At 69.5% G+C, this 21,538-nt stretch carries 23 protein-coding genes and 1 riboswitch; of the genes, 10 read left to right on the forward strand and 13 right to left on the reverse strand.

From position 1 onward, the window contains the following. Positions 1-17 precede the first annotated feature (17 nt). From ACFQ9K_RS36400 to mhuD, 3 genes are all read right to left on the reverse strand, one after another. Positions 18-830, reverse strand: coding sequence for a CbtA family protein (locus ACFQ9K_RS36400; RefSeq protein ID WP_378719928.1), 813 nt, complete (start codon positions 828-830; stop codon positions 18-20). Beyond that, a complete protein-coding gene (locus ACFQ9K_RS36405; protein WP_378719926.1) occupies positions 821-1,015 on the reverse strand; it encodes a CbtB-domain containing protein in 195 nt (64 codons plus the stop codon). Before ACFQ9K_RS36405 ends, ACFQ9K_RS36400 begins: the two co-directional genes overlap by 10 nt. A 27-nt stretch (positions 1,016-1,042) precedes the next feature. Beyond that, a riboswitch (cobalamin riboswitch) is annotated at positions 1,043-1,198 on the reverse strand. Between the two features lie 78 nt (positions 1,199-1,276). Beyond that, positions 1,277-1,591, reverse strand: a complete 315-nt coding sequence (gene mhuD, locus ACFQ9K_RS36410) for a mycobilin-forming heme oxygenase MhuD (RefSeq protein WP_378719923.1) — start codon at positions 1,589-1,591, stop codon at positions 1,277-1,279. 93 nt (positions 1,592-1,684) lie between these two features. Between mhuD and ACFQ9K_RS36415 the strand changes: the two genes are divergently transcribed. Continuing rightward, complete coding sequence (locus ACFQ9K_RS36415; protein ID WP_378719921.1) at positions 1,685-2,458, forward strand: alpha/beta fold hydrolase; 774 nt, start codon at positions 1,685-1,687, stop codon at positions 2,456-2,458. 16 nt (positions 2,459-2,474) lie between these two features. On the opposite strand, the gene ACFQ9K_RS36420 is transcribed toward ACFQ9K_RS36415, so the two are convergent. Further along, the gene (locus ACFQ9K_RS36420; RefSeq protein ID WP_378719920.1) at positions 2,475-3,371 is read right to left on the reverse strand and encodes an A/G-specific adenine glycosylase; all 897 of its coding nucleotides are present in this window, start codon (positions 3,369-3,371) and stop codon (positions 2,475-2,477) included. A 90-nt stretch (positions 3,372-3,461) separates the two neighbouring features. Here ACFQ9K_RS36420 and ACFQ9K_RS36425 point away from each other — a divergent pair, with 90 nt between their 5' ends. Together ACFQ9K_RS36425 and ACFQ9K_RS36430 are read left to right on the forward strand one after the other, a co-directional pair. Next, a complete protein-coding gene (locus ACFQ9K_RS36425) occupies positions 3,462-4,085 on the forward strand; it encodes a carbonic anhydrase (protein ID WP_378719918.1) in 624 nt (207 codons plus the stop codon). Between the two features lie 122 nt (positions 4,086-4,207). After that, positions 4,208-4,897: a hypothetical protein gene (locus ACFQ9K_RS36430; protein ID WP_378719916.1), complete on the forward strand. Its 690-nt coding sequence runs from the start codon at positions 4,208-4,210 to the stop codon at positions 4,895-4,897. Between the two features lie 25 nt (positions 4,898-4,922). Here ACFQ9K_RS36430 and radA read toward each other — a convergent pair whose 3' ends face one another. Continuing rightward, positions 4,923-6,335 (reverse strand): DNA repair protein RadA, encoded by a 1,413-nt coding sequence (gene radA / locus ACFQ9K_RS36435; RefSeq protein WP_378719914.1) that lies wholly within the window; start codon positions 6,333-6,335, stop codon positions 4,923-4,925. Between the two features lie 128 nt (positions 6,336-6,463). Further along, positions 6,464-7,195: a hypothetical protein gene (locus tag ACFQ9K_RS36440; protein ID WP_378718596.1), complete on the reverse strand. Its 732-nt coding sequence runs from the start codon at positions 7,193-7,195 to the stop codon at positions 6,464-6,466. 345 nt (positions 7,196-7,540) lie between these two features. Between ACFQ9K_RS36440 and carD the strand changes: the two genes are divergently transcribed. From carD to ACFQ9K_RS36470, 6 genes are all read left to right on the forward strand, one after another. Continuing rightward, positions 7,541-8,029 carry an RNA polymerase-binding transcription factor CarD gene (gene carD / locus ACFQ9K_RS36445; protein WP_011206964.1) on the forward strand — a complete coding sequence of 163 codons (489 nt, stop codon included), beginning with the start codon at positions 7,541-7,543 and terminating at the stop codon, positions 8,027-8,029. A 2-nt stretch (positions 8,030-8,031) separates the two neighbouring features. Next, positions 8,032-8,757, forward strand: a complete 726-nt coding sequence (ispD, locus tag ACFQ9K_RS36450) for a 2-C-methyl-D-erythritol 4-phosphate cytidylyltransferase (RefSeq protein WP_378718598.1) — start codon at positions 8,032-8,034, stop codon at positions 8,755-8,757. 23 nt (positions 8,758-8,780) lie between these two features. Next, positions 8,781-9,248, forward strand: a complete 468-nt coding sequence (gene ispF / locus ACFQ9K_RS36455; RefSeq protein ID WP_378718670.1) for a 2-C-methyl-D-erythritol 2,4-cyclodiphosphate synthase — start codon at positions 8,781-8,783, stop codon at positions 9,246-9,248. Positions 9,249-9,312: 64 nt separating this feature from the next. Beyond that, complete coding sequence (gene cysS, locus ACFQ9K_RS36460; protein ID WP_378718600.1) at positions 9,313-10,743, forward strand: cysteine--tRNA ligase; 1,431 nt, start codon at positions 9,313-9,315, stop codon at positions 10,741-10,743. After that, entirely contained in the window at positions 10,743-11,723 is a 981-nt protein-coding gene (rlmB, locus tag ACFQ9K_RS36465; RefSeq protein ID WP_378718601.1) for a 23S rRNA (guanosine(2251)-2'-O)-methyltransferase RlmB, read from the forward strand. The genes cysS and rlmB overlap by 1 nt, the downstream gene beginning before the upstream one ends. 81 nt (positions 11,724-11,804) lie before the next feature. Further along, positions 11,805-12,083 carry a DUF4190 domain-containing protein gene (locus ACFQ9K_RS36470; protein WP_378718602.1) on the forward strand — a complete coding sequence of 93 codons (279 nt, stop codon included), beginning with the start codon at positions 11,805-11,807 and terminating at the stop codon, positions 12,081-12,083. Here the strand turns inward: ACFQ9K_RS36470 and ACFQ9K_RS36475 are convergent. After that, positions 12,080-12,889: an enoyl-CoA hydratase/isomerase family protein gene (locus ACFQ9K_RS36475; RefSeq protein WP_378718604.1), complete on the reverse strand. Its 810-nt coding sequence runs from the start codon at positions 12,887-12,889 to the stop codon at positions 12,080-12,082. The genes ACFQ9K_RS36470 and ACFQ9K_RS36475 overlap by 4 nt on opposite strands. A gap of 54 nt (positions 12,890-12,943) precedes the next feature. Continuing rightward, the gene (locus tag ACFQ9K_RS36480; RefSeq protein ID WP_378718605.1) at positions 12,944-14,116 is read right to left on the reverse strand and encodes an acyl-CoA dehydrogenase family protein; all 1,173 of its coding nucleotides are present in this window, start codon (positions 14,114-14,116) and stop codon (positions 12,944-12,946) included. A gap of 241 nt (positions 14,117-14,357) precedes the next feature. Here ACFQ9K_RS36480 and ACFQ9K_RS36485 point away from each other — a divergent pair, with 241 nt between their 5' ends. Then, a complete protein-coding gene (locus ACFQ9K_RS36485) occupies positions 14,358-14,948 on the forward strand; it encodes a dihydrofolate reductase family protein (RefSeq protein WP_378718606.1) in 591 nt (196 codons plus the stop codon). A 35-nt stretch (positions 14,949-14,983) separates the two neighbouring features. Here the strand turns inward: ACFQ9K_RS36485 and ACFQ9K_RS36490 are convergent, their stop codons facing one another. The 5 genes from ACFQ9K_RS36490 to kstR all read right to left on the reverse strand — a co-directional run bounded on the left by ACFQ9K_RS36490 (position 14,984) and on the right by kstR (position 21,445). After that, a complete protein-coding gene (locus ACFQ9K_RS36490; RefSeq protein ID WP_378718607.1) occupies positions 14,984-15,853 on the reverse strand; it encodes a metal ABC transporter permease in 870 nt (289 codons plus the stop codon). After that, the gene (locus ACFQ9K_RS36495; protein ID WP_378718672.1) at positions 15,850-16,725 is read right to left on the reverse strand and encodes a metal ABC transporter ATP-binding protein; all 876 of its coding nucleotides are present in this window, start codon (positions 16,723-16,725) and stop codon (positions 15,850-15,852) included. The genes ACFQ9K_RS36490 and ACFQ9K_RS36495 overlap by 4 nt, the downstream gene beginning before the upstream one ends. A 41-nt stretch (positions 16,726-16,766) precedes the next feature. Beyond that, a complete protein-coding gene (locus ACFQ9K_RS36500; protein WP_378718609.1) occupies positions 16,767-17,651 on the reverse strand; it encodes a metal ABC transporter solute-binding protein, Zn/Mn family in 885 nt (294 codons plus the stop codon). Positions 17,652-17,839: 188 nt separating this feature from the next. Next, entirely contained in the window at positions 17,840-20,410 is a 2,571-nt protein-coding gene (gene otsB, locus ACFQ9K_RS36505) for a trehalose-phosphatase (RefSeq protein WP_378718611.1), read from the reverse strand. Positions 20,411-20,782: 372 nt separating this feature from the next. Continuing rightward, the gene (gene kstR / locus ACFQ9K_RS36510; RefSeq protein ID WP_378718613.1) at positions 20,783-21,445 is read right to left on the reverse strand and encodes a cholesterol catabolism transcriptional regulator KstR; all 663 of its coding nucleotides are present in this window, start codon (positions 21,443-21,445) and stop codon (positions 20,783-20,785) included. Positions 21,446-21,538 lie beyond the last annotated feature (93 nt).

Below are 21,538 nucleotides of genomic sequence, written 5' to 3' on the forward strand. Positions count from 1 at the left end.
CGTCTCGTGGACGCGGATCAGCCCGCGGTAGCGATCGACTCTCGTACCGGAGTATCAGCGCGCGCGGCGAATTCGCTGAGCGCGGCGAAGCCGAGGGCAAGGCAGGCCCACAGCGTGGCGGTCTCGCCGAGCGAGGCCACCCGGAACTGCCACAGCAGCGTCGCCGGGAAGTCCGCCTTGACCTCGTTGATGCCGGGCAGCAGTACGTAACCGACGATGGTGACCAGAACGAACGCGGCCACGCCGCCGATCAACCGCACGGTGCTCAGCTGACCGCGCAGCGCCTTGTAGACGTACACGCCGATGCCGACGGCCGCCAGGCCGAGCAGCACCGCCGCCACCCAGAGCAGGGTGCGCTGATTGATCGTCTCCGGATCGCCCACCGCGGGCGGGTTCGCCGGGTACTTGAAGAACGGCACCGCCACGATCGCGGCCCAGCCGCCCAGCCCGAGCGCCAGCGCGAGCTTCGGCCCGGACAGCGTGCTGTAGCGCCGGGCGACGTTCGCGACCGCGGCGAAGATCGCGCCGAGCGCGAGACCGGCCAGGCCGAGCGCGAGGAACTGTCCCGCCTTCTGCCCGGTGCGGCTCACCAGCGGTTCTTCCTCGTCGCCGTGCGAATGTCCGCCGCTCGCCTCCGCTTCCGCGCCGGGGGCGTGCTCGGCCGCCGCGGAATTGGCTTCCTCGATGGCGATCGCGGCGTTGATCTTCGGTTCACCGACGAAGAAGCCGACCGACGCGGCCAGCAGACCCGCGATGAGACCGGCGAGCAGACCGCGCAGGAGCAAAGTCTTCAGCGAACCGGTCAAGGGGAGTGCGGCACTCAGTGGCACGGAAGCCCCAGCAGGTGGCGTCCATCGTGCATCAACTCGTGCATGTACATCCCGCTGCGCGAGATGACGCCCTGATCGAAGCCGACCAGGTACAGCGTGAGCAGTGCGAGAAGAACGACACCCACTGTGACGAGCACAGTGGCCAGAGTTTCGTTTGCCCGGCTCGGCGAATGCACGATAGCCATGCGGTCCTCCTAGGGATGCGCGTCCCGTCGAATGGGTTGCGAAGGTGCCGGTGTCTGGCTTTCCGGCACCCAGGGACCCGGTGCATGGAACACAGTGGCGCGACCGCTCCGGAATTTCACCGAATTACCGCATCACCCTCGCGTTTTGTCATTCGAACTGTGACACCTGGAGGCACCCGCCGTCAACACGACCAGCACGGTCGCGCCCCGGCGTCGGGCGAGTCGCCGGACGGGCCGGCCCGCCCGGCGCGGGTGGTCAGGTCAGCCCGCGGGCTTGGCCGCCACGTCCAGCACGACCTCGAATTCCAGCAGCGACGCACCGGTGGACACCGGCTTCTGCCGCTCGCCCGCGTGCGCCTCGCGGGCCGGGCCGTCCCGCCACGCGGCGAACGACTCTTCCGAATCCCACTGGGTGACAACGAAGTACCGGTTGTCTCCGGCGACCGGCCGGAGCAACTGGAAACCGAGGAAACCCGGCGAACCCTCCACCGCGTGCGCCCGGTGGGCGAACCGCTTCTCCAGTTCGGGGCCCGCGCCCTCGGGAACCTCGATCGCGTTGATCTTCACAACAGCCATGGGCTCGACAATACGACCCGCGGGCGAGTGCCAGGTATGGGCCGTATCGGGGGTCGTGCGCACCGGTCGCCCCGGAACGGCAGAATCGGCGGGGTGTTGCATGACGAAGGCGGAGCGGGCGAGCCGATCCTGCTGTTGCACGGACTGATGGGCAGCGCCAGGACCTGGCACGACCAGCTGGACTGGCTGCGCGACTACGGCCACGTCTACACCTTCGACGCGGCCGGGCACGGCAGGCCCGCGCCGGACGAGCTGACCACCGAGGCGTTCGTCGCCGATCTGGCCGCCGCGACCGCGGGCATCACCGAACCGATGGTGGTGATCGGGCACTCGATGGGCGCGCTGCACGGCTGGGTGTTCGCCGCGACGCACCCGGGCCGGGTGCGGGCGCTGGTGATCGAGGACATCGCCCCGGACTTCACCGGCCGGACGGCGACGGACTGGGCGGCGATGATCGAGGCGTGGCCGCAGCCGTTCCCGGACGCGAACGCGGTGCTGAGGTTCTTCGGGCCGGTCGCCGGGCGGTACTTCCTGAATTCGTTCGAGCACGGACCGGACGGCTACCGGCTGCACGGATCGGTCGCGACGTTCCGGGACATCTCCGAGGAGTGGGGCAGTCGCGACTTCTGGCCGCAGTGGCACGCCATCCGGGTGCCCGCGTTGCTGCTCGAGGGCGAGCACACGATCACCCCGCCCGGGCAGATGCGGCAGATGGCCGAGACGCATCCCGATGCCGAGCACGTCCTCGTTCCCGGCGCGGCCCATCTCGTGCACGACGATCAGCCGCAGCGGTACCGGGCGGAGGTCGAGCGGTTCCTGCGGCGCGTCCTCGCCGATCCGCGTTCACCGAACAGCGGGCGGCACTAGGACATTCGGCCGCGTGTCAGGGTGCGTTGCCGCCCTCGCCGGCGAGGGCGAACAGGCCGTCCACGGTCTGCTCGATCAACCCGTCCACCAGCAGCGAGTCGAGGGCGCGGGCGCGCTGGCCCGGATCGCGGGGCCAGGCGAGGTCGAGGCGTACCTGCTCGACCGGGCCGGTCGCACCACGGAGCACGTCGAGCAGCCTGCCCCGTGCCTGCCGGTCGGTGCCCTCGTACTTCTGTGTGCGACGGACGATTTCGGAGACCGGACGTCCCGCGGCGACCCAGGCGCAGCTCGGCAGCGGACACCGCGAACAGTCCGGAGTGCGCGCCGTGCACACCGTCGCGCCCAGTTCCATCAGCGCGGCCGAGAACACCGCCGCGCGATCGATCTGCTGCGGCAGCAGGGCCTCGGTCTCCGGCAGATCCCGCGACGACGGATTCCCGGCCTCTGCCCGCCCGTGTACGGCCCTGGCGACCACCCGCCGAACATTGGTGTCCACCACCGGAACTCGTTGTCCGTAGGCGAAACACGCGACCGCCCGTGCCGTGTACGCCCCGATTCCCGGCAGGCCGAGCAGCACGTCCACGTCGGCGGGCACCTCGTCGCCGTGTTCGGTGGCCAGCACCCGCGCGCATTCGTGCAACCGCAGCGCCCGGCGCGGATAACCGAGTTTGCCCCAGGCGCGCAACACCTCGGCCTGCGAGGAGGCCGCCATCGCCGAGGGCACCGGCCAGCGCGCTACCCACTCCCGCCAGATCGGCTCGACCCGGACCACCGGGGTCTGCTGCAACATGATCTCGCTCATCAGGATCTGCCACGCGGTGACCTCGCGGCGGCGCCACGGCAGGTCGCGCGCGGTCTCCGCGTACCAGTCGAGCAACACGTCGGCATCGATGTTGTTCGGTGCTTTCCTCACGATTCCTGCCCTAGTGTCGCCAGCCGGTATTTGCCGACCTGTAACCAAACGAACTCGCTGGTAACCCCAGCCTTGTGCACAATGGTCGGTATGCCTGATTCAAATCCGGTCTCTGCCTGGAAGTCTTTGCGCGAAGGCAACGACCGCTTCGTCTCCGGTGCGCTGCAGCATCCTAGCCAGGGCGCCTCCGACCGAGCCAAGCTCGTCAGCGGCCAGCACCCGTCCGCGATCCTCTTCGGCTGCGGTGACTCCAGGGTGGCCGCGGAGTTGATCTTCGACCAGGGTCTCGGCGACATGTTCGTGGTGCGCACCGCGGGCCACGTCGTGGACAGCTCGGTGCTCGGGTCGATCGAGTACGGGGTGGAGGTGCTGAACGTTCCGCTGATCGTGGTGCTCGGGCACGACAGCTGCGGCGCGGTGAAGGCCACCATCGACGCGCTGGACGGCGGCGAGGTGCCGGGCGGCTTCATTCGCAGCGTGGTCGAGCGGGTCACGCCGTCCATTCTGATCGGCCGCCGGGAGGGCCTGTCCACCGTCGACGAGATGGAGGCCAGGCACGTGGTGGAGACGAGCAGGCTGCTCATGCAACGCTCGATGATCATCTCCCAGCGCGTCGCGGCCGGCGAATGCGCGATCGCTTGTGTCACATACAAACTCGCCGAGGGCAAAGTGCAGTTGCAGCGTGTCGTCGGCAACATCGGCGAGGTCGCCTGAGCCGTTGGTAGCGGAGTCAGCCCAGCGTGCGGGCCGGAATTGGATCGCCACGATCGCGTAATCCGGACCGACACGCCGGGCGTATGAGTCGTTGCGTCCGGTCGTGCCCTTACCGTTGAGGCGTGCTGGAACCGAATGGACCGCTGCCACCGGAGATCTATTGGCGTCGACGCGCATTGGCGATCGGCGCCCTGGTCGTAGCGCTGGCGCTGGTCATCTGGCTCGTGCTGACGGTCGCGCGCGGTGGTGACTCGTCCGATGACTCGAAGCCCGTAGCGGCGGGTGCGTCGTCCACGACGACGAGCAAGCCCGCAGACACCTCGACGACCAAGGCGGCGGGTCCGGCCGAATCCAGCGCCGCGGCCACGCCGAGCGTCGCCTCCACCGCCTCGAACGAGCCCGCGGCGGGACCGGGACAGTGCGCGGATCAGTCGCTGGCGATCAAGATCAGCGTGGACCAGCCGACCTACCGGGTCGGTGAGCAGCCGAACTTCCGGTTCGTCATCACCAACATCTCCAGCTCCGTGTGCCAGCGGGACATGAACCTGGCCCAGATCCAGGCCTCGGTGCTGTCGCTGGACGGTCAGCGCCGGTTCTGGACGAGCTCGGACTGCTCGCCGGTCGACGAGTCGAACCAGCGGAACCTGAAGCCGGGTGAGCAGGCGCTGTTCACGGTGCGCTGGTCCGGCACCACCTCGCAGCAGGGCTGCGTCGGCGAGCGGGTGCCGGTGCCGGCCGGGGCGTATCAGGTGATCGCGCAATTCGGTTCGCTGCACAGCTCGCCGGAGCCGTTCAACCTGACGCCCGCCTGAGCCGTCCCGGCTCCGGCGCGGCCGGTCAGAAATCGGGGGCCACTTCCTTGTCCTCCTTCGGCGCGCGCCGCTTGCGCGTGCCGGTGATGCGGATGGCCGAGCGCACGTCGGCCACCTCGTGGATCTTCATGCCTCCGCGCTTGAGCGGGGTGTAGCCGGGCGGCACCAGCGCGGTGGTGAAGCCGAGCCGCTCGGCCTCGGCCAGCCTGCGTTCCAGCCCGGTCACCTTGCGCACCTCGCCGGCCAGGCCGACCTCGCCGAGGATCACCCAGCCCGCCGGAATCGCCACCTCGGAATTGGCGCTGGCGATGGCGAGCGTGATGGCCAGGTCGGCCGCCGGCTCCAGCAGCCGCATGCCGCCGACTGTCGCCGCGTAGACGTCGGACTTGCCGAGGAACACCTTGCCGCGGCTCTGTAGTACGGCCAGCACCATCGCGACCCGGTTGTAGTCGAGCCCGCTGACCGCGCGCCGCGGATTCGGGATCTCGGTCTCCACCGTCAGCCCCTGCACCTCGGCCACCAGCGGCCGCTTGCCGTCCATCGCGACGGTGACCGCGGTGCCCGACACCGAATCGGTGCGGTGATGCAGGAACAGCCCGGACGGGTCGTCGACGCAGGCGATGCCGTCCTCGTGCAGTTCGAAGCAGCCGACCTCGTCCGCGCTGCCGAAGCGGTTCTTCAGGCCGCGCACCATGCGCAGCGTCGAGTTCTTGTCGCCCTCGAATTGCAGCACCACGTCGACGAGATGCTCCAGGGTGCGCGGGCCTGCGACATTGCCGTCCTTGGTCACGTGCCCGACCAGCAGCACCGCGATCCCGCTCGCCTTGGCCAGCGAGGTCAGCGCGGAGGTCACCGCGCGCACCTGGGTGACGCCGCCGATCACGCCGTCCACCTCGGGCGCCAGCATGGTCTGCACCGAGTCGACCACCAGTAGCGTCGGCTGCACCTGCTCCACGTGGCCGAGCAGGACCGAGAGATCGGATTCCGCGGCGAGATAGACCCGTTCGTGCACCGCGCCGGTGCGGTCGGCGCGCAGCCGTACCTGGCCGGCCGACTCCTCCGCGGTGACGTAGAGCGCCTTCGCGTCGTTCTGCCTGGCCCAGCGGTGCGCGACCTCGAGCAGCAGGGTCGACTTACCGACGCCGGGCTCGCCGGAGAGCAGCACCACCGAACCGGGGACCACGCCGCCGCCGAGCACCCGGTCGAGCTCGCTGACCCCGGTCGGCTTGGCCCTGGTGATCTGCGAGTCGATGGTGGAGATGGGGGCGGCGGCGGTGCTCGGCAGCATCGCGCGCCGGGCCGGTGCGCCCGCACCCGTCGCCGCGACGGCTACCTCGTCGACCGTGCCCCACGCGCCGCAGTCCGGGCACTTACCCACCCACTTGGCGACCTCGTGCGTGCAGGCGGAGCACCGGAAGATCGACTTGGTCTTGGCCACACGCGCACCTTACGTACCGCGTCCGACAAAACCCGCCCGTCCAGGCCCACTGACGGCGCGGTGGCAGAAAAACGACGGCTGCCACATCGAAAAGATGTGGCAGCCGTCTCCGTAAGGGGGCTAGACGCTCAGTGTCCGCCCTTGTGCTCTGCCTCGGTCGCGCCGGACTTGTCCGACTCCTGCCGAGCGGTGGCGGCGCCCGCGTCGACCGGCACCTGGACCTGCACGGTGCCGTTCTGCTTGAAGTTGAACGCCACGTTGTAGGTCAGGCCGGGGGTGATGTCCTTGGTCAGGCCGGTGATCTCGATCAGGATCGGGTGCGCCTCCGGATCGGCGGTGGCCTCGGCGACGTCGGCGTGGCCGGCGCCGTGCGCGTCCGGCTTGGCCGAGGTCGGCGCCGCCGAACTGGTCGGCGCGGCGCCGTGCGTGTCGGCGGCCGGCGTCGCGGCCTTGATCGGCTTGGCGGCCGCGACCACGGTTTGCTGGGGGGCCAGTTCGACCGTCGACTTGCCGGCCGCCGGGGTGATCTTCACGGTGCCGAGATCGGTGGTCAGACTGGTCAGCTCGTCGGGCACGGACGGGCTGTTGTTGACGATGGACAGCGCGATGATCGCCTTGCCGCCCTTGGTGTTGTTGTACTCGGTGCCCTGGGCGGGGAAGACGATGTGCACGTTGCGCAGCGCGATCTTGCCGATGTCGGCGTGGTTGCCGTTGATCGCGGCCACCTGGTCCGCGGTCTGCGAGATCTGGCCCGAGCTACAGCCGGTCAGCGCGATGGCCGCGCCGGCGGCGAGTGCGGCAACCGGCACCATGCGACGTCGCGCCTTCTTCAGGGCGGTCACAGCTTTCAGGGCAGTCACGGGTTGTCCCTCCATGTCGACCGGGCTCATCTCCGTAGGGGAGAGTAGTAACTAGGCAGCGTAGTAGTTCCCGCTACGGACCGGGAGCCGGGGCTCGCGACGCGCGGGTCGGTTGGTAACAGATCGGTCGAGCATCGGCGGATCGCGAACGCACTGCCCGCTCGGGTCGGGGGGCCGGGACGGGGGCAGTGCGGGGAGGTAACCCGTTCTGGCACAACGTAATGCACACCGACCCCGTTCTGTCAAGCCCCGCCGCTACCTCGTTGTGGCCCTGACCTGCACAGTTGATCGCGCCGTTACCGAGTCGCATGTTAAACTGTGAACATCGAAAGGGGCACGGGACACATGATTTTTAAGGTCGGAGACACCGTCGTTTACCCCCACCACGGAGCGGCGCTGATCGAAGCTATCGAGACTCGCACCATCAAGGGTGAGCAAAAAGAGTATCTGGTCCTGAAGGTCGCCCAAGGCGATCTGACTGTTCGGGTTCCCGCTGAGAATGCTGAATACGTCGGCGTACGTGATGTCGTCGGCCAGGAAGGTCTCGATCGAGTCTTCCAGGTGCTGCGCGCGCCGCACACGGAGGAGCCGACCAACTGGTCCCGCCGCTACAAGGCCAACCTGGAGAAGCTCGCCTCCGGCGATGTGAACAAGGTGGCCGAGGTCGTCCGCGATCTGTGGCGTCGTGAGCAGGACCGCGGCCTGTCCGCCGGTGAGAAGCGGATGCTCGCCAAGGCCCGGCAGATCCTCGTCGGTGAGCTCGCGCTCGCCGAGGGGACCGACGACGGCAAGGCCGAGACCCTGCTGGACGAGGTCCTCGCCGCGGCTTCCTGACCGTGAACAATCTCGACAACGGTGCTCGTCTCGCCGACGGAACCGTCGTTGCTCTGGTGCCTGCCGCCGGTCGCGGCGTACGCCTGGGTGAAGCCACGCCCAAGGCGTTCGTCCCGGTCGGCGGCAGCCCTATGGTCCGGCTCGCCGTCGAAGGTTTGATCGCCTCCGGCGCGGTCGACCGGATCATCGTTATGGTTCCCGCCGAATTCGTCGAGAGCGCCGTTGCCCTGCTGCCGCCCTCGAATTCGGTACACGTGGTCGTCGGCGGCGCCGAACGCATCGACTCGGTGCGGGCAGGCCTCGCCGCCGCACCCGAGGCCGCCTACTACCTCGTCCACGATGCCGCGCGCGCCCTCACCCCGCCCGAGCTCATCGCCCGGGTCGTCGCCGAGCTGCGCGCCGGACATCTCGCCGTGGTCCCCGCGCTTCCGGTCGCGGACACGATCAAGTCCGTCGACGCGGCCGGCGCCGTCACGGGCACCCCGGACCGCGCCCAGCTCCGCGCCATCCAGACCCCGCAGGGCTTCGCCGCCGGACTGCTGCGCTCGGCGTACCTCGCCGAGGGCGTACACGCCACCGACGACGCCGGACTCGTCGAACTGCTCGGCACCCAGGTGCGCACCATCCCCGGCGACCCCTTGGCGTTCAAGATCACCACTCCGCTCGACCTGTTGCTCGCCCACGCGGTGCTCGACGGCGCGGACCTGCGCCGGGCGGTGGCCCAGTGACCGAGCGCGGCGCGGTGGCGGACATGCGGGTCGGCATCGGCAGCGACGTGCACCCCATCGAACCCGGCCGTCCCTGCTGGATGGCCGGTCTGCTGTTCGACGGCGACGACGGCTGCGCCGGTCACTCGGACGGCGACGTCGCCGCCCACGCGCTCTGCGACGCACTCCTCTCGGCCGCCGGACTCGGCGACGTCGGCGCGGTCTTCGGCACCGGCCGCCCGGAATGGGCGGGCGTCTCCGGCGCCGCCATGCTGAAGGAAGTGCGCAGGCTGCTCGACGCGGCCGGCTTCGAGATCGTCAACGCGGCGGTCCAGGTGATCGGCAATCGGCCGAAGATCGGCCCGCGCCGCGCCGAGGCCCAGCAACTGCTCGGCGAGCTGCTCGGCGCCCCGGTCTCGGTCTCCGGTACCACCACCGACGGCCTCGGGCTGACCGGTCGCGGCGAGGGCATTGCCGCCATGGCAACCGCTCTGCTGCAATCCTGTCGCTGACCCCGCTCCGACGGACCCGAGCCGGTCCGGGTACAGGTCTATCTACCAGCTAGGATCGAACGCCGTGACGCTGCGCCTCTTTGACACCGACACGCGGACCATGCGGGACTTCGCGCCCCTGGTCCCCGGCCGTGCCTCGGTGTACCTGTGTGGGGCCACCGTGCAGGGCGCGCCGCACATCGGCCACGTGCGCAGCGGCGTCGCCTTCGACGTGCTGCGCCGCTGGCTGCTCGCGCACGACTACGACGTGTGGTTCATCCGCAACGTCACCGACATCGAGGACAAGATCCTCACCAAGGCCGCCGAGGCGGGCCGGCCGTGGTGGGAGTGGGCCGCCACCTACGAGCGCGCCTTCGACAACGCCTACGAGACCCTCGGCGTGCTGCCGCCGTCCGTCGAGCCCCGCGCCACCGGCCACATCACCCAGATGGTCGACATGATGCAGCGGCTGATCGAGCGCGGGCATGCCTACGCCTCCGCGGGCAACGTCTACTTCGACGTGGTGAGCTACCCCGACTACGGCAGCCTGTCCGGCCACCGCCTCGACGACGTGCACCAGGGCGAGAGCGCCGGCGAGGGCAAGCGCGACCCGCGCGACTTCACCCTGTGGAAGGCGGCCAAGCCCGGCGAGCCCACCTGGCCGTCGCCCTGGGGTCCCGGCCGGCCGGGCTGGCACCTGGAATGCTCCGCGATGGCCGAGTTCTACCTCGGCCCCGAGTTCGACATCCATTGCGGCGGTATGGATCTGGTGTTCCCGCACCACGAGAACGAGATCGCCCAGTCGAAGGCGGCCGGCGACGGCTTCGCCCAGTACTGGCTGCACAACGGCTGGGTGACCATGGGCGGGGAGAAGATGTCCAAGTCGCTGGGCAACGTGCTCTCCGTGCCGAACGTGCTCACCCACGTGCGCGCCGTGGAACTGCGGTTCTATCTCGGCAGCGCGCACTACCGCTCGATGCTGGAGTACTCGGACAAGGCGCTCAACGACGCGGCCCAGTCCTATCAGCGCATCGAGGCGTTCATCCACCGCACCGCCGATCGCGCGGGCGACATCCCGGTCGGCAAGTGGACCGACGCGTTCGCCGCGGCCATCGATGACGACCTCGCCGTGCCGAAGGCCCTGGCCGAGATCCACCGCACCGTGCACGAGGGCAACAAGGCGCTGGAATCCGGCGCGATCGACAGCGCGCGGGACCTGGCCGGACAGGTCCGCGCCATGCTCGGTATTCTTGGGGTCGACCCGCTGGATCCGCACTGGTTCACCCCACGCGACTCATCGGCGGCACTTGGCGCGCTCGACGTGCTGGTGCGCGCCGAGCTCGACCGCCGTCAGCAGGCGCGAGCAGACAAGGATTGGGCGAGCGCCGATGCCGCCCGCGATCGATTGCAGGCAGCCGGAATCGAGGTCACCGACACGCAAAACGGTCCCGAATGGGCCCTTGGCGCTGCGCCGCTCACGGCGCCGGACGCGCTACAACCTGGAAAGGCCAAGTAATGGCAGGCAATTCGCAGCGTCGTGGTGCGATCCGCAAGGGCGGGACCAAGAAGGGCGCGGTCGTCGGCTCCGGCGGTAAGCGCAGGCGCGGGCTCGAGGGGCGCGGCGCGACCCCGCCCGCCGAGGCACGCACCAAGCATCCCGCGGCCAAGCGCGCGGCCGCCGCGGCGAAGGCCGCGGCCAAGGGCGGCGGCGGGCCTCGGGGCAGCTCGGGCCGGGCCGCCGGACGCAAGGACGACGACAGCCCGGAAATGGTGCTCGGCCGCAACCCGGTGGTCGAATGCCTGCGCGCGGGCGTGCCCGCCACGGCGCTCTACGTCGCGCTCGGCGCGGAGAACGACGAGCGGCTCACCGAGAGCGTGAAGATGGCCGCCGACGCGGGCATCTCCATCCTCGAGGTGCCGCGCGGCGATCTGGACCGGTTGAGCGCCAACGGCATGCACCAGGGCGTCGCCCTGCAGGTGCCGCCGTACCGCTACGCGCACCCGGACGACCTGCTCAACGAGGTACGCAACACGGCAGAGCCCGCGCTGCTGGTGGCACTGGACAACATCACCGATCCGCGCAATCTCGGTGCCGTGATCCGCTCGGTCGCCGCGTTCGGCGGCCAGGGCGTGCTGATCCCGCAGCGGCGCAGCGCCAGCGTCAGCGCGGTCGCCTGGCGCACCAGCGCAGGCGCCGCGGCCAGGCTGCCGGTCGCCCGCGCGACGAATCTGACTCGCACGCTGAAGGATTGGGCGGCGCAGGGCATCCAGGTGGTCGGCCTGGACGCGGGTGGCGACACCACGCTCGACGATTTCGACGGCCGCGAACCGACCGTCATCGTGGTCGGTTCGGAGGGCAAGGGCCTGTCCCGCCTGGTGCGGGAGAACTGCGACTCGATCCTGAGCATCCCGATGGCCGGCCCGGTCGAATCGCTCAACGCCTCGGTCGCCGCGGGCGTCGTGCTCGCCGAAATCGCTCGCCAGCGCCGCTACTGAACACCCCGCCGCGCCGCGAAACGCCCCCCGGCACATTGCAATAGACGCGGCGGGGCGGGCGCGCACCGTAGAATTCGCGTCGTGGTCATACCGAACCAGCCCATCGGCAATCCGATCGAGCATCCGAACGCGACGGCGGTGCTGTGGCTCGGGGTGGCGAGTGTGCTGTGCTGCGGTGTGCTCGGGCCGGTGGCGTGGGCGATGGGCAAGCGCGCGCTGGATCAGATCGAGGAGTCCCACGGCGCCTACGGCGGCCGCGTTCAGGTGATGGTCGGATACATCCTCGGCATCATCGGCACCATCTTCATGATCATCTTCGCGGTGCTCTATCTGCTGATCCTGTTGGGCGGCAACGCTTAACCGAGGCTGGGCCGTTCCTGGTCTTCCTTGTCGTCCCAGGCAGGCCATTCCTCGCTGACGCTGCCGGTCCAGTTCGGTTGCCTGCGTTCCTTGAACGCCACCATCGCCTCACCGCCGTCGATGCTCTTGCTGACGTGCGCGTTCAGGTCGGTCTCCAGCCGCCCGACCATGGCCGGGCTCATGCCGAGACCCTCCCACAGCAGCCGCTTGGACATGGCCACCGGCAGCGGCGCCGACCCGTTGGCGATGTCGTGCGCGATCGCCAGCGCCATCGGCAGCACCTCGCCGCCGGGCATGCTCCCGTTGGCCAGGCCCATCGCCTTGGCCTCGTCGCCGTCGAAGGTGCGCCCGGTCAGCATGATGTCCGCGGCGTTGGCCATGCCGACCAGCCGGGGCAGCGTCCAGTGCGCGTAGCCGTCGGCCACCACGCCGCGCCGGACCTGGTTGAGTCCGTAGACCGCGTCCCGCGCCATGTACCGCAGGTCGCACTGCAACGCCAGGGCCAGCCCGATGCCGACCGCGTGCCCGTTCACCGCGGCGATCACCGGCTTGCGCACCCGCCACGGGGCCGGCTCGATGGTGGCGCTGACCTCGCCGACCCGGCTGGACAGATCCGCGCCCGCGCAGAACGCGGGCGGCGTGCCGGTGATCACCACGACCCGGATGTTGTCCTCGTCGTCGCAGCGCTGCAACGCGGCGCTCAATTCGGCGGCCAGCGTCGGGGTGAAGGCATTCTGCTGGGCGGGCCGATTGAGCGTGAGCACGGCGATGCCCGCGGAGACATCGACGTGCAGTTCCGAACTCATGCCAGCATGTTAGTCGAGGTGACCCCGCCCTGACCCGGGCCCGAAAAACCTCGCTCAGCCACGCAGTACTTTGCGCCCGATCGCGTACTTGTGCACCTCGGTCGGGCCGTCGTAGAGCCGGAACGCGCGGATGTCGCGGAAGATCATCTCGACCACCGTCTCGTCGCTGATGCCGATGCCGCCGAGCACCTGCACGCACCGGTCGGCCACCTTGAACAGCTCCTCGGAGACATACGACTTCGCGATCGAGCTCTCGTGCCGCGCCTTCTCGCCCCGGTCCATCAGCCAGCAGGCGTGCCAGATGGTCAGCCGGCACTGGTGCAGCGCGATCTCGTTGTCCGCCAACATGAACGACACCCCCTCGTGCTCGCCGATCGGCTTGCCGAACGCGGTCCTGGTGCGCGCGTGCGCGACCGCGATGCTCTGCGCCCGCTCGGCCGCGCCGAGCCAGCGCATGCAGTGGGTGAGCCGGGCCGGGGCCAGCCGCAGTTGGGCGTAGCGCAGCGCCTGACCGGCCTCGCCGAGCAGCGCCGACTGGGGCAGCGTCAGGTTGTCGAACCGGACGACGCCGTGCCCGGCCACGTAGTTGCGGTCCATCGTGTTCATCGTGCGTTCGATGACGATGCCCGGCTGATCGCCGTCGGTGAGGAACAGCGTCGGGCCCGCGGGCAGGTGCGGGTTCTCCGCGAGCCGGGCCATGATGATCCACGTCTTCGCGCCGTTCGCGCCGGTGATCAGCCACTTGCGGCCGTTGACGGTGAAGTTCTCGCCGTCGAAGGTGGCGGTGGTGGCCAGCTGGGCCGGGTCCGAGCCTGCGCCGTCCGGCTCGGTCATGGCGAACACCGAGCGGTGCTGCCCGGCGACCATCGGCGCGAGGTGGCGCTCGACCTGTTCCGGGTTCGCCACCTTGGACAGCAGGAACATGTTGCCTTCGTCCGGCGCCGCGCAGTTCATCGCGATCGGGCCGAGGGTGGACCAGCCGGCCGCCTCGTAGATCACCGCCTGCTCGATGTGCGAGAGCCCGCGTCCGCCGAGCGACTCCGGCGCCTGCACGGTCAGCAGCTTCTCCGCCCTGGCCAGCTCGACCAGTTCCTGGCGCAGCTCGTCGGTCGGCCCGTGCGCGGTGAGCCGCGGATCCCGTTCGAACGGAACGATCTGGTCGACGACGAACTGGCGTACTCGATCGCGTTCGGCGGCGAGCTCGGCGGGCATCGAGAAGTCGATCATCGTTGGTCACCAATCATTCGGAGGTACTCGGCGCGCTTGCGAGCGCGTATGCGCGAGGCCGCGTGGGTCGAGCATACGAAACCCGGGGCGAGCGACTGAAGGCACATGCCCTCAACGCTGCCCGATGGGCCGTTACCCGAACGTTATGCAATCCGTGCCGGAGATGAGTAGAGATCCGCGGCCAAGTTCCGACCTGACAGTGCGCGCCACCGTGGCTCGCGAAACCGGAAGGAACAAGCAGATGCGCAAGCTGATCGTCGTCAACGTCATGTCCCTCGACGGCTGCTACGAGGGCCCCGGCGGCAACGTCATGGCCATGCCGATGGACGCCGCCTTCGACCGCTACAACCTGGAGCGGATCAGCACCGCCGACACCGTGCTGCTCGGCGGCAATTCCTACGGCCTGTTCCAGGGCTTCTGGCCGGGCGTCGCGGAGGACGGCGCGGCCTCGGCGACGAATCGGGAATTCGCTAAGCGCTACAACGCCATCGACAAGCTCGTCGTCTCCGATCGCGCGCCCGCGCCCGCCGCCGGGCACCCGTGGGCGGACAGCACCACCATCGTCGGCCGGTCCGGCGCCTATGCGGCGCTGTGCGCGCTGAAGCAGGAAAACGGCGGCGACATAGTCGTTTTCGCGAGCCGAGTGCTGTGGAACGACCTGGCGACCCAGGGGCTGGTCGACGAACTCCACCTGATCGTGGGCGCGACCCCGCTCGGTGCGGGCACTCCGCTGTTCGCGCCGGGCCTGCCTGCCCTGCACCCGCTCGGCACCCGCACGTTCGACGACTCCGACAACATTCTGGTCCGCTATCGAGTCGACCAGCCCGCGTGAAAGCCGTTGCGCGAACTCAGGGACCGGCCCTGAGCTCAGCGAGCGCGGGCGACTCGGCGACGCCGGCCGCCGAGCACCCGGCAGACCAGGTAGATCAGGAACGAGATCGTCGTGACGAACGTCGACACCGGCACGCCGGGCGCCAGCGACAGCAGAATCCCGCCCACCGCGGCGATTTCGGCGAAGATGACGGCGAACACGGTGGCCCGCACCGGATTCGCGGTCAGCTGCGCGGCCGCGGCGGCCGGCGTGATCAGCAACGCGAGCACCAGCAGCGCGCCGACGATCTGCACCCCGAACGCCGCGGTGATGCCGAGCAGCACCGCGAACACGATCGACAGCGCCCGCACCGGAACCCCGCGCGCCACCGCGACTTCCGGGTCGGAGCTGGCGAACAGCAGCGGCCGGTAGACGATCGCCAGCACCGCGAGCACGCCGACGGTGCAGGCCGCGAGCAGCGTGATCCCGCTGTTGCCGACGCTGACCACCTGCCCGGTCAGCAGCGAGAACTTCGATCCGGCCCGATCCGGGCCCAGCCACAGGAACAGCACGGACAACCCGAGCCCGAACGACAGCACCACCGCGATCACCGAATCGCGTTCCCTGGCACGCGCTCCCAGCAGGCCGAACAGCACCGCCGCGACCACCGACCCGGCGATCGCGCCGACGCCGACGCCGATCCCGGCGAGCAGCGCCGCGGCCGCGCCGGTCAGCGACAGCTCGCTGGTGCCGTGCACCGCGAACGACATCTGCCTGCTGATGATCAGCGGCCCGATCACCCCGGACAGCAGCCCGAGCAACGCGGCGGCCAGCACCGCCTGCTGGACGAAGTCGTAGGACATCAGGTTCGCGGTGGTGCCGAAGTCGAACATCTTGCCGAGCACCCCGGACAGCTTGTCGATCACGCGCGCACCACGCTCGCCTCCGGCTCGGCGACCGCCGGGTTGTCACCGTGGCAGTGCGCGCCTGCCGTGCCGAGCGCGTCCATGGTATCCCCGGTGCCGACCACGACCAGCCGCCCGCGCACCCGCAGCACATCGACCTCGGTCTGATACAGCTCGGACAGCACCTCCGACGTCATGACCTGCTCCGGGGTGCCGATCCGGAACTTGCCGTCCACCAGGTACAGCACCCGATCCACCAGCGGCAGAATCGGATTGATCTCGTGCGTGACGAACAGCACGGCGGTGTCGTGGCCGCGCCTGCGCTTGTCGATCAGCTCCGCCACCAGGCGCTGGTTAGCCAGGTCCAGGCTGAGCAGCGGTTCGTCGCAGAGCAGCACCTTGGGGTCGCCGACCAGCGCCTGCGCCACCCGCAGCCGCTGCTGCTCGCCGCCGGACATGGTCTCCAGCGGCGCGTTCGCGAACCGCTCCGCGCCGACATCGGCGATCGCCGCCGCGACCTTGCGCTTGCGTTCGGCCCGCGCGCGCAGCCCGAGACCCCAGCGATGCCCGTCGTAGCCGAGGCCGACGAGGTCCACGCCGCGCAGCTGCACCCCGGCGTCGATCGTCTTCTGTTGCGGCACATAGCCGATGTCCGGATTGCCGGTTCGCGCGGGCGCGCCGGCGATCTGCGCGGTACCGGCGCTGAGCCCGAGCTGGCCGAGCAGCACCCGCATCAGCGAGGTCTTGCCGGAGCCGTTGGGCCCGAGTACCGCGATGAATTCGCCCGGCGCGACCTCGAGGTCCAACCCCTGCCAGAGCGTCCGGTCGCCGAACGACAGCCGGGCCCCGTCCAGCCGGACCGCCGAAAGCGCTTGCCGCCGCTCCGATTCGATGTGCTCGTTCACCGCGGTCCCCTGCGTCGTCACGGTCCCGCTCAACTCAGCGCCGCGCTGAGCGCCTTGGCGTTCTTGGTCTGCCACTGCAGGTAGTCCATTCCGGCGGGCAGGGTTTCGGTCACCTCGACGACCGCCAGCCCGTTCGACTGCGCCACCGAGCGCAGCTCCTTGGTGATCTTGTCCTGGGTCTGGATGTTGTAGATCAGGGCGCGAACCTGCTTGCCGGTCAGCAGTTCCCGGGTCGCGGCCACGGCGGCGGGCGCGGGATCGGTCTCCTGCTCGATCGCCTCCTGGAACTCGTGCGGGGTCTTGTCCACCACCCCCGCGGCGAGCAGCAGGTAGTGCGCCAGCGGTTCGGTCTGCAACACCGGCGTTTTCGGGTGCTCGGCGGCGAGTGTGCTTGCGATCGAGGTGATTCCGGCCAGCCCGGTCTTGAATGTGGTGGCCCGCTCGGTGAAACCGCTCGCGGCGCCGGGCGCCAGCTCGCCAAGGCTGCTCGCGATCCGGTCGGCGACCGCCGCGACGGTCTGCATGTCGTAGAAGACGTGCTCGTTCCGGTCGCTCTTGTCCGGCCGGGATTCGAACGCGTCGACGGTCCGCTTGTTCCGCCCCGCGACCGCCTTTTCGGCGAACTCGTCGTAGCCGCCGCCGTTGTAGACGACCAGGTCCGCGTCGCGCAGCTTGGCCGACTCGACCGCCGAGGTCTCGTGCGAGTGCGGGTCGGCGGACGGATCGCTGATGATCGATTCGACCGTGGCGTCCGGTCCGGCGATCGTCGCGGCGATATCGCCCCAGACATTGGTGGACGCGATGACGGTCGGCTTACCCGACTCCTTCGAGTCGCCGCCGCAGGCGGTGAGCGAGAGTGCGGCGACAACCCCCACGGCGACACCGGCGAACCGTATGACAATGCTTGTCTTCACGCGGGGGTACTCCTGTGACGCTCAACAGCTGGTGACGCACTCGAGCGGGTGACACTACGCAGCTTAATGGAAATGGTTTCTGTTTCACTTTAGCAACTGCGCGCCGCCGAGACGAGTCCGGGCCCGCCGACCGGGACGCGCGGTTGCGCCTCGGTCGACGGGCCCGGAAAGAACCCCGTTGGATCCGGTTAGACGAGCACCTCCGCCGGCTGGCCGAGCAGCTGGGCGCAGCGCAGCAGGCCGAGATGGCTGTAGGCCTGCGGGTGATTGCCGAGCGAGCGTTCGGCCACCGGGTCGTACTCCTCGCTGAGCAGTCCGGTCGGTCCGGCCACGTCCACCAGCTGAGCGAACAGCGCCTCGGCGTCCGAGCGCTTGCCGATCAGCAGGTACGCCTCGACCAGCCAGGCCGCGCAGAGGTGGAAGCCGCCCTCGCCGCCGGGCAGGCCGTCGTCGTGGTGGTACCGGTAGACCGTAGAGCCGCTGCGCAACTCGGCCTCGGTCGCGACGACGGTCGCGGCGAAGCGCGGATCGGACGGATCGATCAGCCCGCTCAATCCGATGTGCAGTGTCGCCGCGTCCAGATCGGTGCCGTCGTAGGCCGCGGTGAACGACTGGACCTCGTCGTTCCAGCCCTTCGACTTCACCTCCTCGGCGATGGTGTCGCGCAACACCGTCCAGGCCGGGTCGACCTCGCGCGCGAACTTCCGCGCCAGGGTCAGCGCCCGGTCCACGGTCAGCCAGCCCATCACCTTCGAGTACACGTGATGGCGCGGGTTGCCGCGGATCTCCCAGATGCCGTGGTCGGGTTCCTGCCAGCGCCGCTGCACCGCGGAAACCATGGCGCGCACCAGCTCCCAGTCCGCGTCCGGCAGCGCCGCGGCCGGATCGGTGATGCCCTGCAGCTCGCGCGCGTGCGCCAGGCTCGCGATCAGGTCCACGATCGGGCCGAACACGTCCAGCTGCACCTGCATGTTGGCCGCGTTGCCGACCCGGACCGGGCGCGAACCCGCGTAACCGGGCAGCTGATCGATCACGGCCTCGGGCGGCAGCGTCTCGCCGTACAGCGTGTACAGCGGGTGCAGCCGCTCGGGCCCGGGCAGCGTCTCCAGCACGCGGTGCACCCAGCCGAGGAACTGCTCGGCCTCGCCGAGCGAACCGAGCGAAACCAGGGCCTGCGCGGTCAGCGACGCGTCGCGCAGCCAGCAGTACCGGTAGTCCCAGTTGCGCACGCCGCCGATGTCTTCCGGCAGCGACGTGGTGGCCGCGGCCAGGATGGACCCGGACGGCGCGTGCACCAGCCCGCGCAGGGTCAGCGCGGAACGCTTCATCAGATCCGGCTTCAGCTGCGGGAGCTGCAATGTGCCCGCCCACTGCGACCAGTACCCCTCGGCGATCCGCCGCCGCTCCACCTCGTCGGTCTTGGCCGGCGCGAGATCGGAGGTGCCGCAACGCATTTCCAGCACGATCGGCCCCTTGGCCGGGTCGACCACGGCGCGCGCGGAATCGTGCGTGCCGTCGCTGATGATCTCCCAGGTCAATCCGGGGGAGCGCAGCACCATCGGATCGTTGGTGCCGAGCACCCGCAGCCCGTTCTCGGACGCCTCGATGCTCACCGGCACCTGGCCGAATTCCGGGCGCGGCGCGAAGGTCACCACGGCCTTGGCGTCACCGGTGATCACCCGGGTCAGGTCGGTCCTGGTGGCGGCCACGTCGTGCGGCAGGTAGTCCACCACCTGCAGCTTGGCCCAACGGGTTTCGACGGTCATGGTGCTGTCGATGTAGCGCTGCGACAGCGGCAGGCCCGGTCGTTCCGGCTCGATGGTGAAGTGCCCGGCCTGCGGCCCACCGAGCAGGTGGGCGAACACCGCGGCCGAGTCCGGTTCCGGATGACAGAACCAGGTGACCGTCGCATCCGGGGTCAGCAGCGCCACCGAGCGCGGGCTGGCCAGCATGGTCAGCCGCTCGATCCGGGGCGCGCTCGCGCCGGCCAGCCAGGTGCGCCGCTCCTCCAGCAGGAAGGCGAGTGCGCAGGACACCGCCTCGGTGCTGTCGACCCGGTACTTGGCCTGGCTGTCGCCCTCGCCGACCTTGATGCCGAGATCGGGGCCGGACAGCACGCGGAAGGCCTTCTCGTCGGTCACGTCGTCACCGAAGAACACCGCGGCCGACGCGGCGGCCTGATGCCGGATGGTGTCGAGTGCGGTGCCCTTGTCGGTCTGCACCACGGCCAGTTCGATGACGGCCTTGCCCTCGGTCACCTGCACGCCGAACCACAGCGCCGGACCCTGCCGGACCTGGGTCAGCGCCCGGTGGCCGATCTCCGGGCTGGCGTTGCGCACGTGCAGCGCGACGCTGGCCGGCTTGATCTCGACGGTGACGCCCGGGTTCTCCGCGGCGACCTGGGTCAGCGCGGTCTGCACCTCTTGGAGCAGTTGTTTGGCGTCGTTGTCGATGGCGTGCACGAAGCCGACGTCGAATTCCGAGCCGTGGCTGCCGATCAGTTGTACCTCGACCGGAAGTCGCGACAAAGCGGCGAGGTCTCGCAGTGCGCGGCCGGAAATGACCGCGGCGGTGGTGCCGGTGAGTCCGGCGAGCGCGCGTAACGCACTCACCGATTCCCGGTGTGGAAAGGCCTTCGCCGGGTCGGAAACGATGGGCGCAAGCGTCCCGTCATAATCCGAGGCAACCAACAGTCTCGGCACTCGCGCGACTGTCGACAGTGCACGACGAAGTTCCAGTGGCAGATCCTGTGCGCTCACGCATCCAACCTAGTGATCGGAGGAGTTTTTTCATGGGCGGGCAGAACAATACTGGGTTAGATTTGCCGCACCGACGCCCGCCGCTATGCGTGCGCTGTGTCTAATTTTCCGCCTGTTCGCGCCGGAGTGCGCGGCGAGCCCCCGAACTCGGGTCCGAGCGGCCACAACTGGTCACTTCTTCGCGTGCGCTGCGATCATGCCGATGTGCCATGGGTAGTGCGGGGGTCGCGCAAAACTCGCGCTACCCGGTGACGCCGAGCGGCGGGCGCGGACGCGAATTCGGTGCGCCCGGCCCGCCTTCGGTCCGAATGTGATCTTCCGCACGAACCCGGCGGCCGCTCGGGATTTGCCGGGTATGCGCTGGCTGTCCGATTACTGGGTGCGGTCGCCGAGCAGCAGGTCGACGGTCAGCTCGAGCCGCTCGGTCACGTCGGTCGCCGACGCGCGCCGGGTCAGCCACGCGACCAGGTTCGACAGCCACACATCGCTGATCACCCGCGCGATGGCCAGCTGACGCTCGTCCGGCTCGCCGTCGTTCATGGCGCGGGCGAACACCCGGTCCATCACCTTGCCGACCCGATCGACCTCGGCGGCCGCGGACGCGTCGGCGAACATGAACGCGCGCGTCATGGCCTCGGTGAGCAGCGGGTCGCGCTGCATCATCCGGGTGATCTGCTGCAGCAGCAGGTGCATGCGCTCCTGCGGCGACTGCCCGGCAAGCGGCTTGCGCTTGCCCTCGATCTGCTCGAATTCGCGCGACAGCGCGGACACCAGCAGGTGCACCTTCGAGGGGAAATACCGGTACAACGTCCCGACTGCGACATCGGCGCGTTCGGCCACCGCCCGCATCTGCACCGCGTCGTAACCGCCCTTGGAGGCCAGCGCCAGCGTCGCGTCGAGAATCCGCTTACGCCGTTCCCGCTGCGCGGCCGAACTCAGCTCGTCCTCACTGAGCGTCGTGACGGTCGCGGTAGCCGGTGCCGTCGCTCGTGCCGTGTTGCCATCGGCCGGCTGCGATCGGGAGGGACTGGCCATCGGTGAGAGTCCTTTCCGGAGACGTCGTTCGTGTAACTGGCCCGAGTATCGGCTCGGCGGTCGTCTCTTGACTTCCGCACAGCTAGGATATTA

It is taken from the genome of Nocardia sp. NPDC056564 (assembly GCF_042793755.1).
Taxonomy (GTDB): domain Bacteria; phylum Actinomycetota; class Actinomycetes; order Mycobacteriales; family Mycobacteriaceae; genus Nocardia.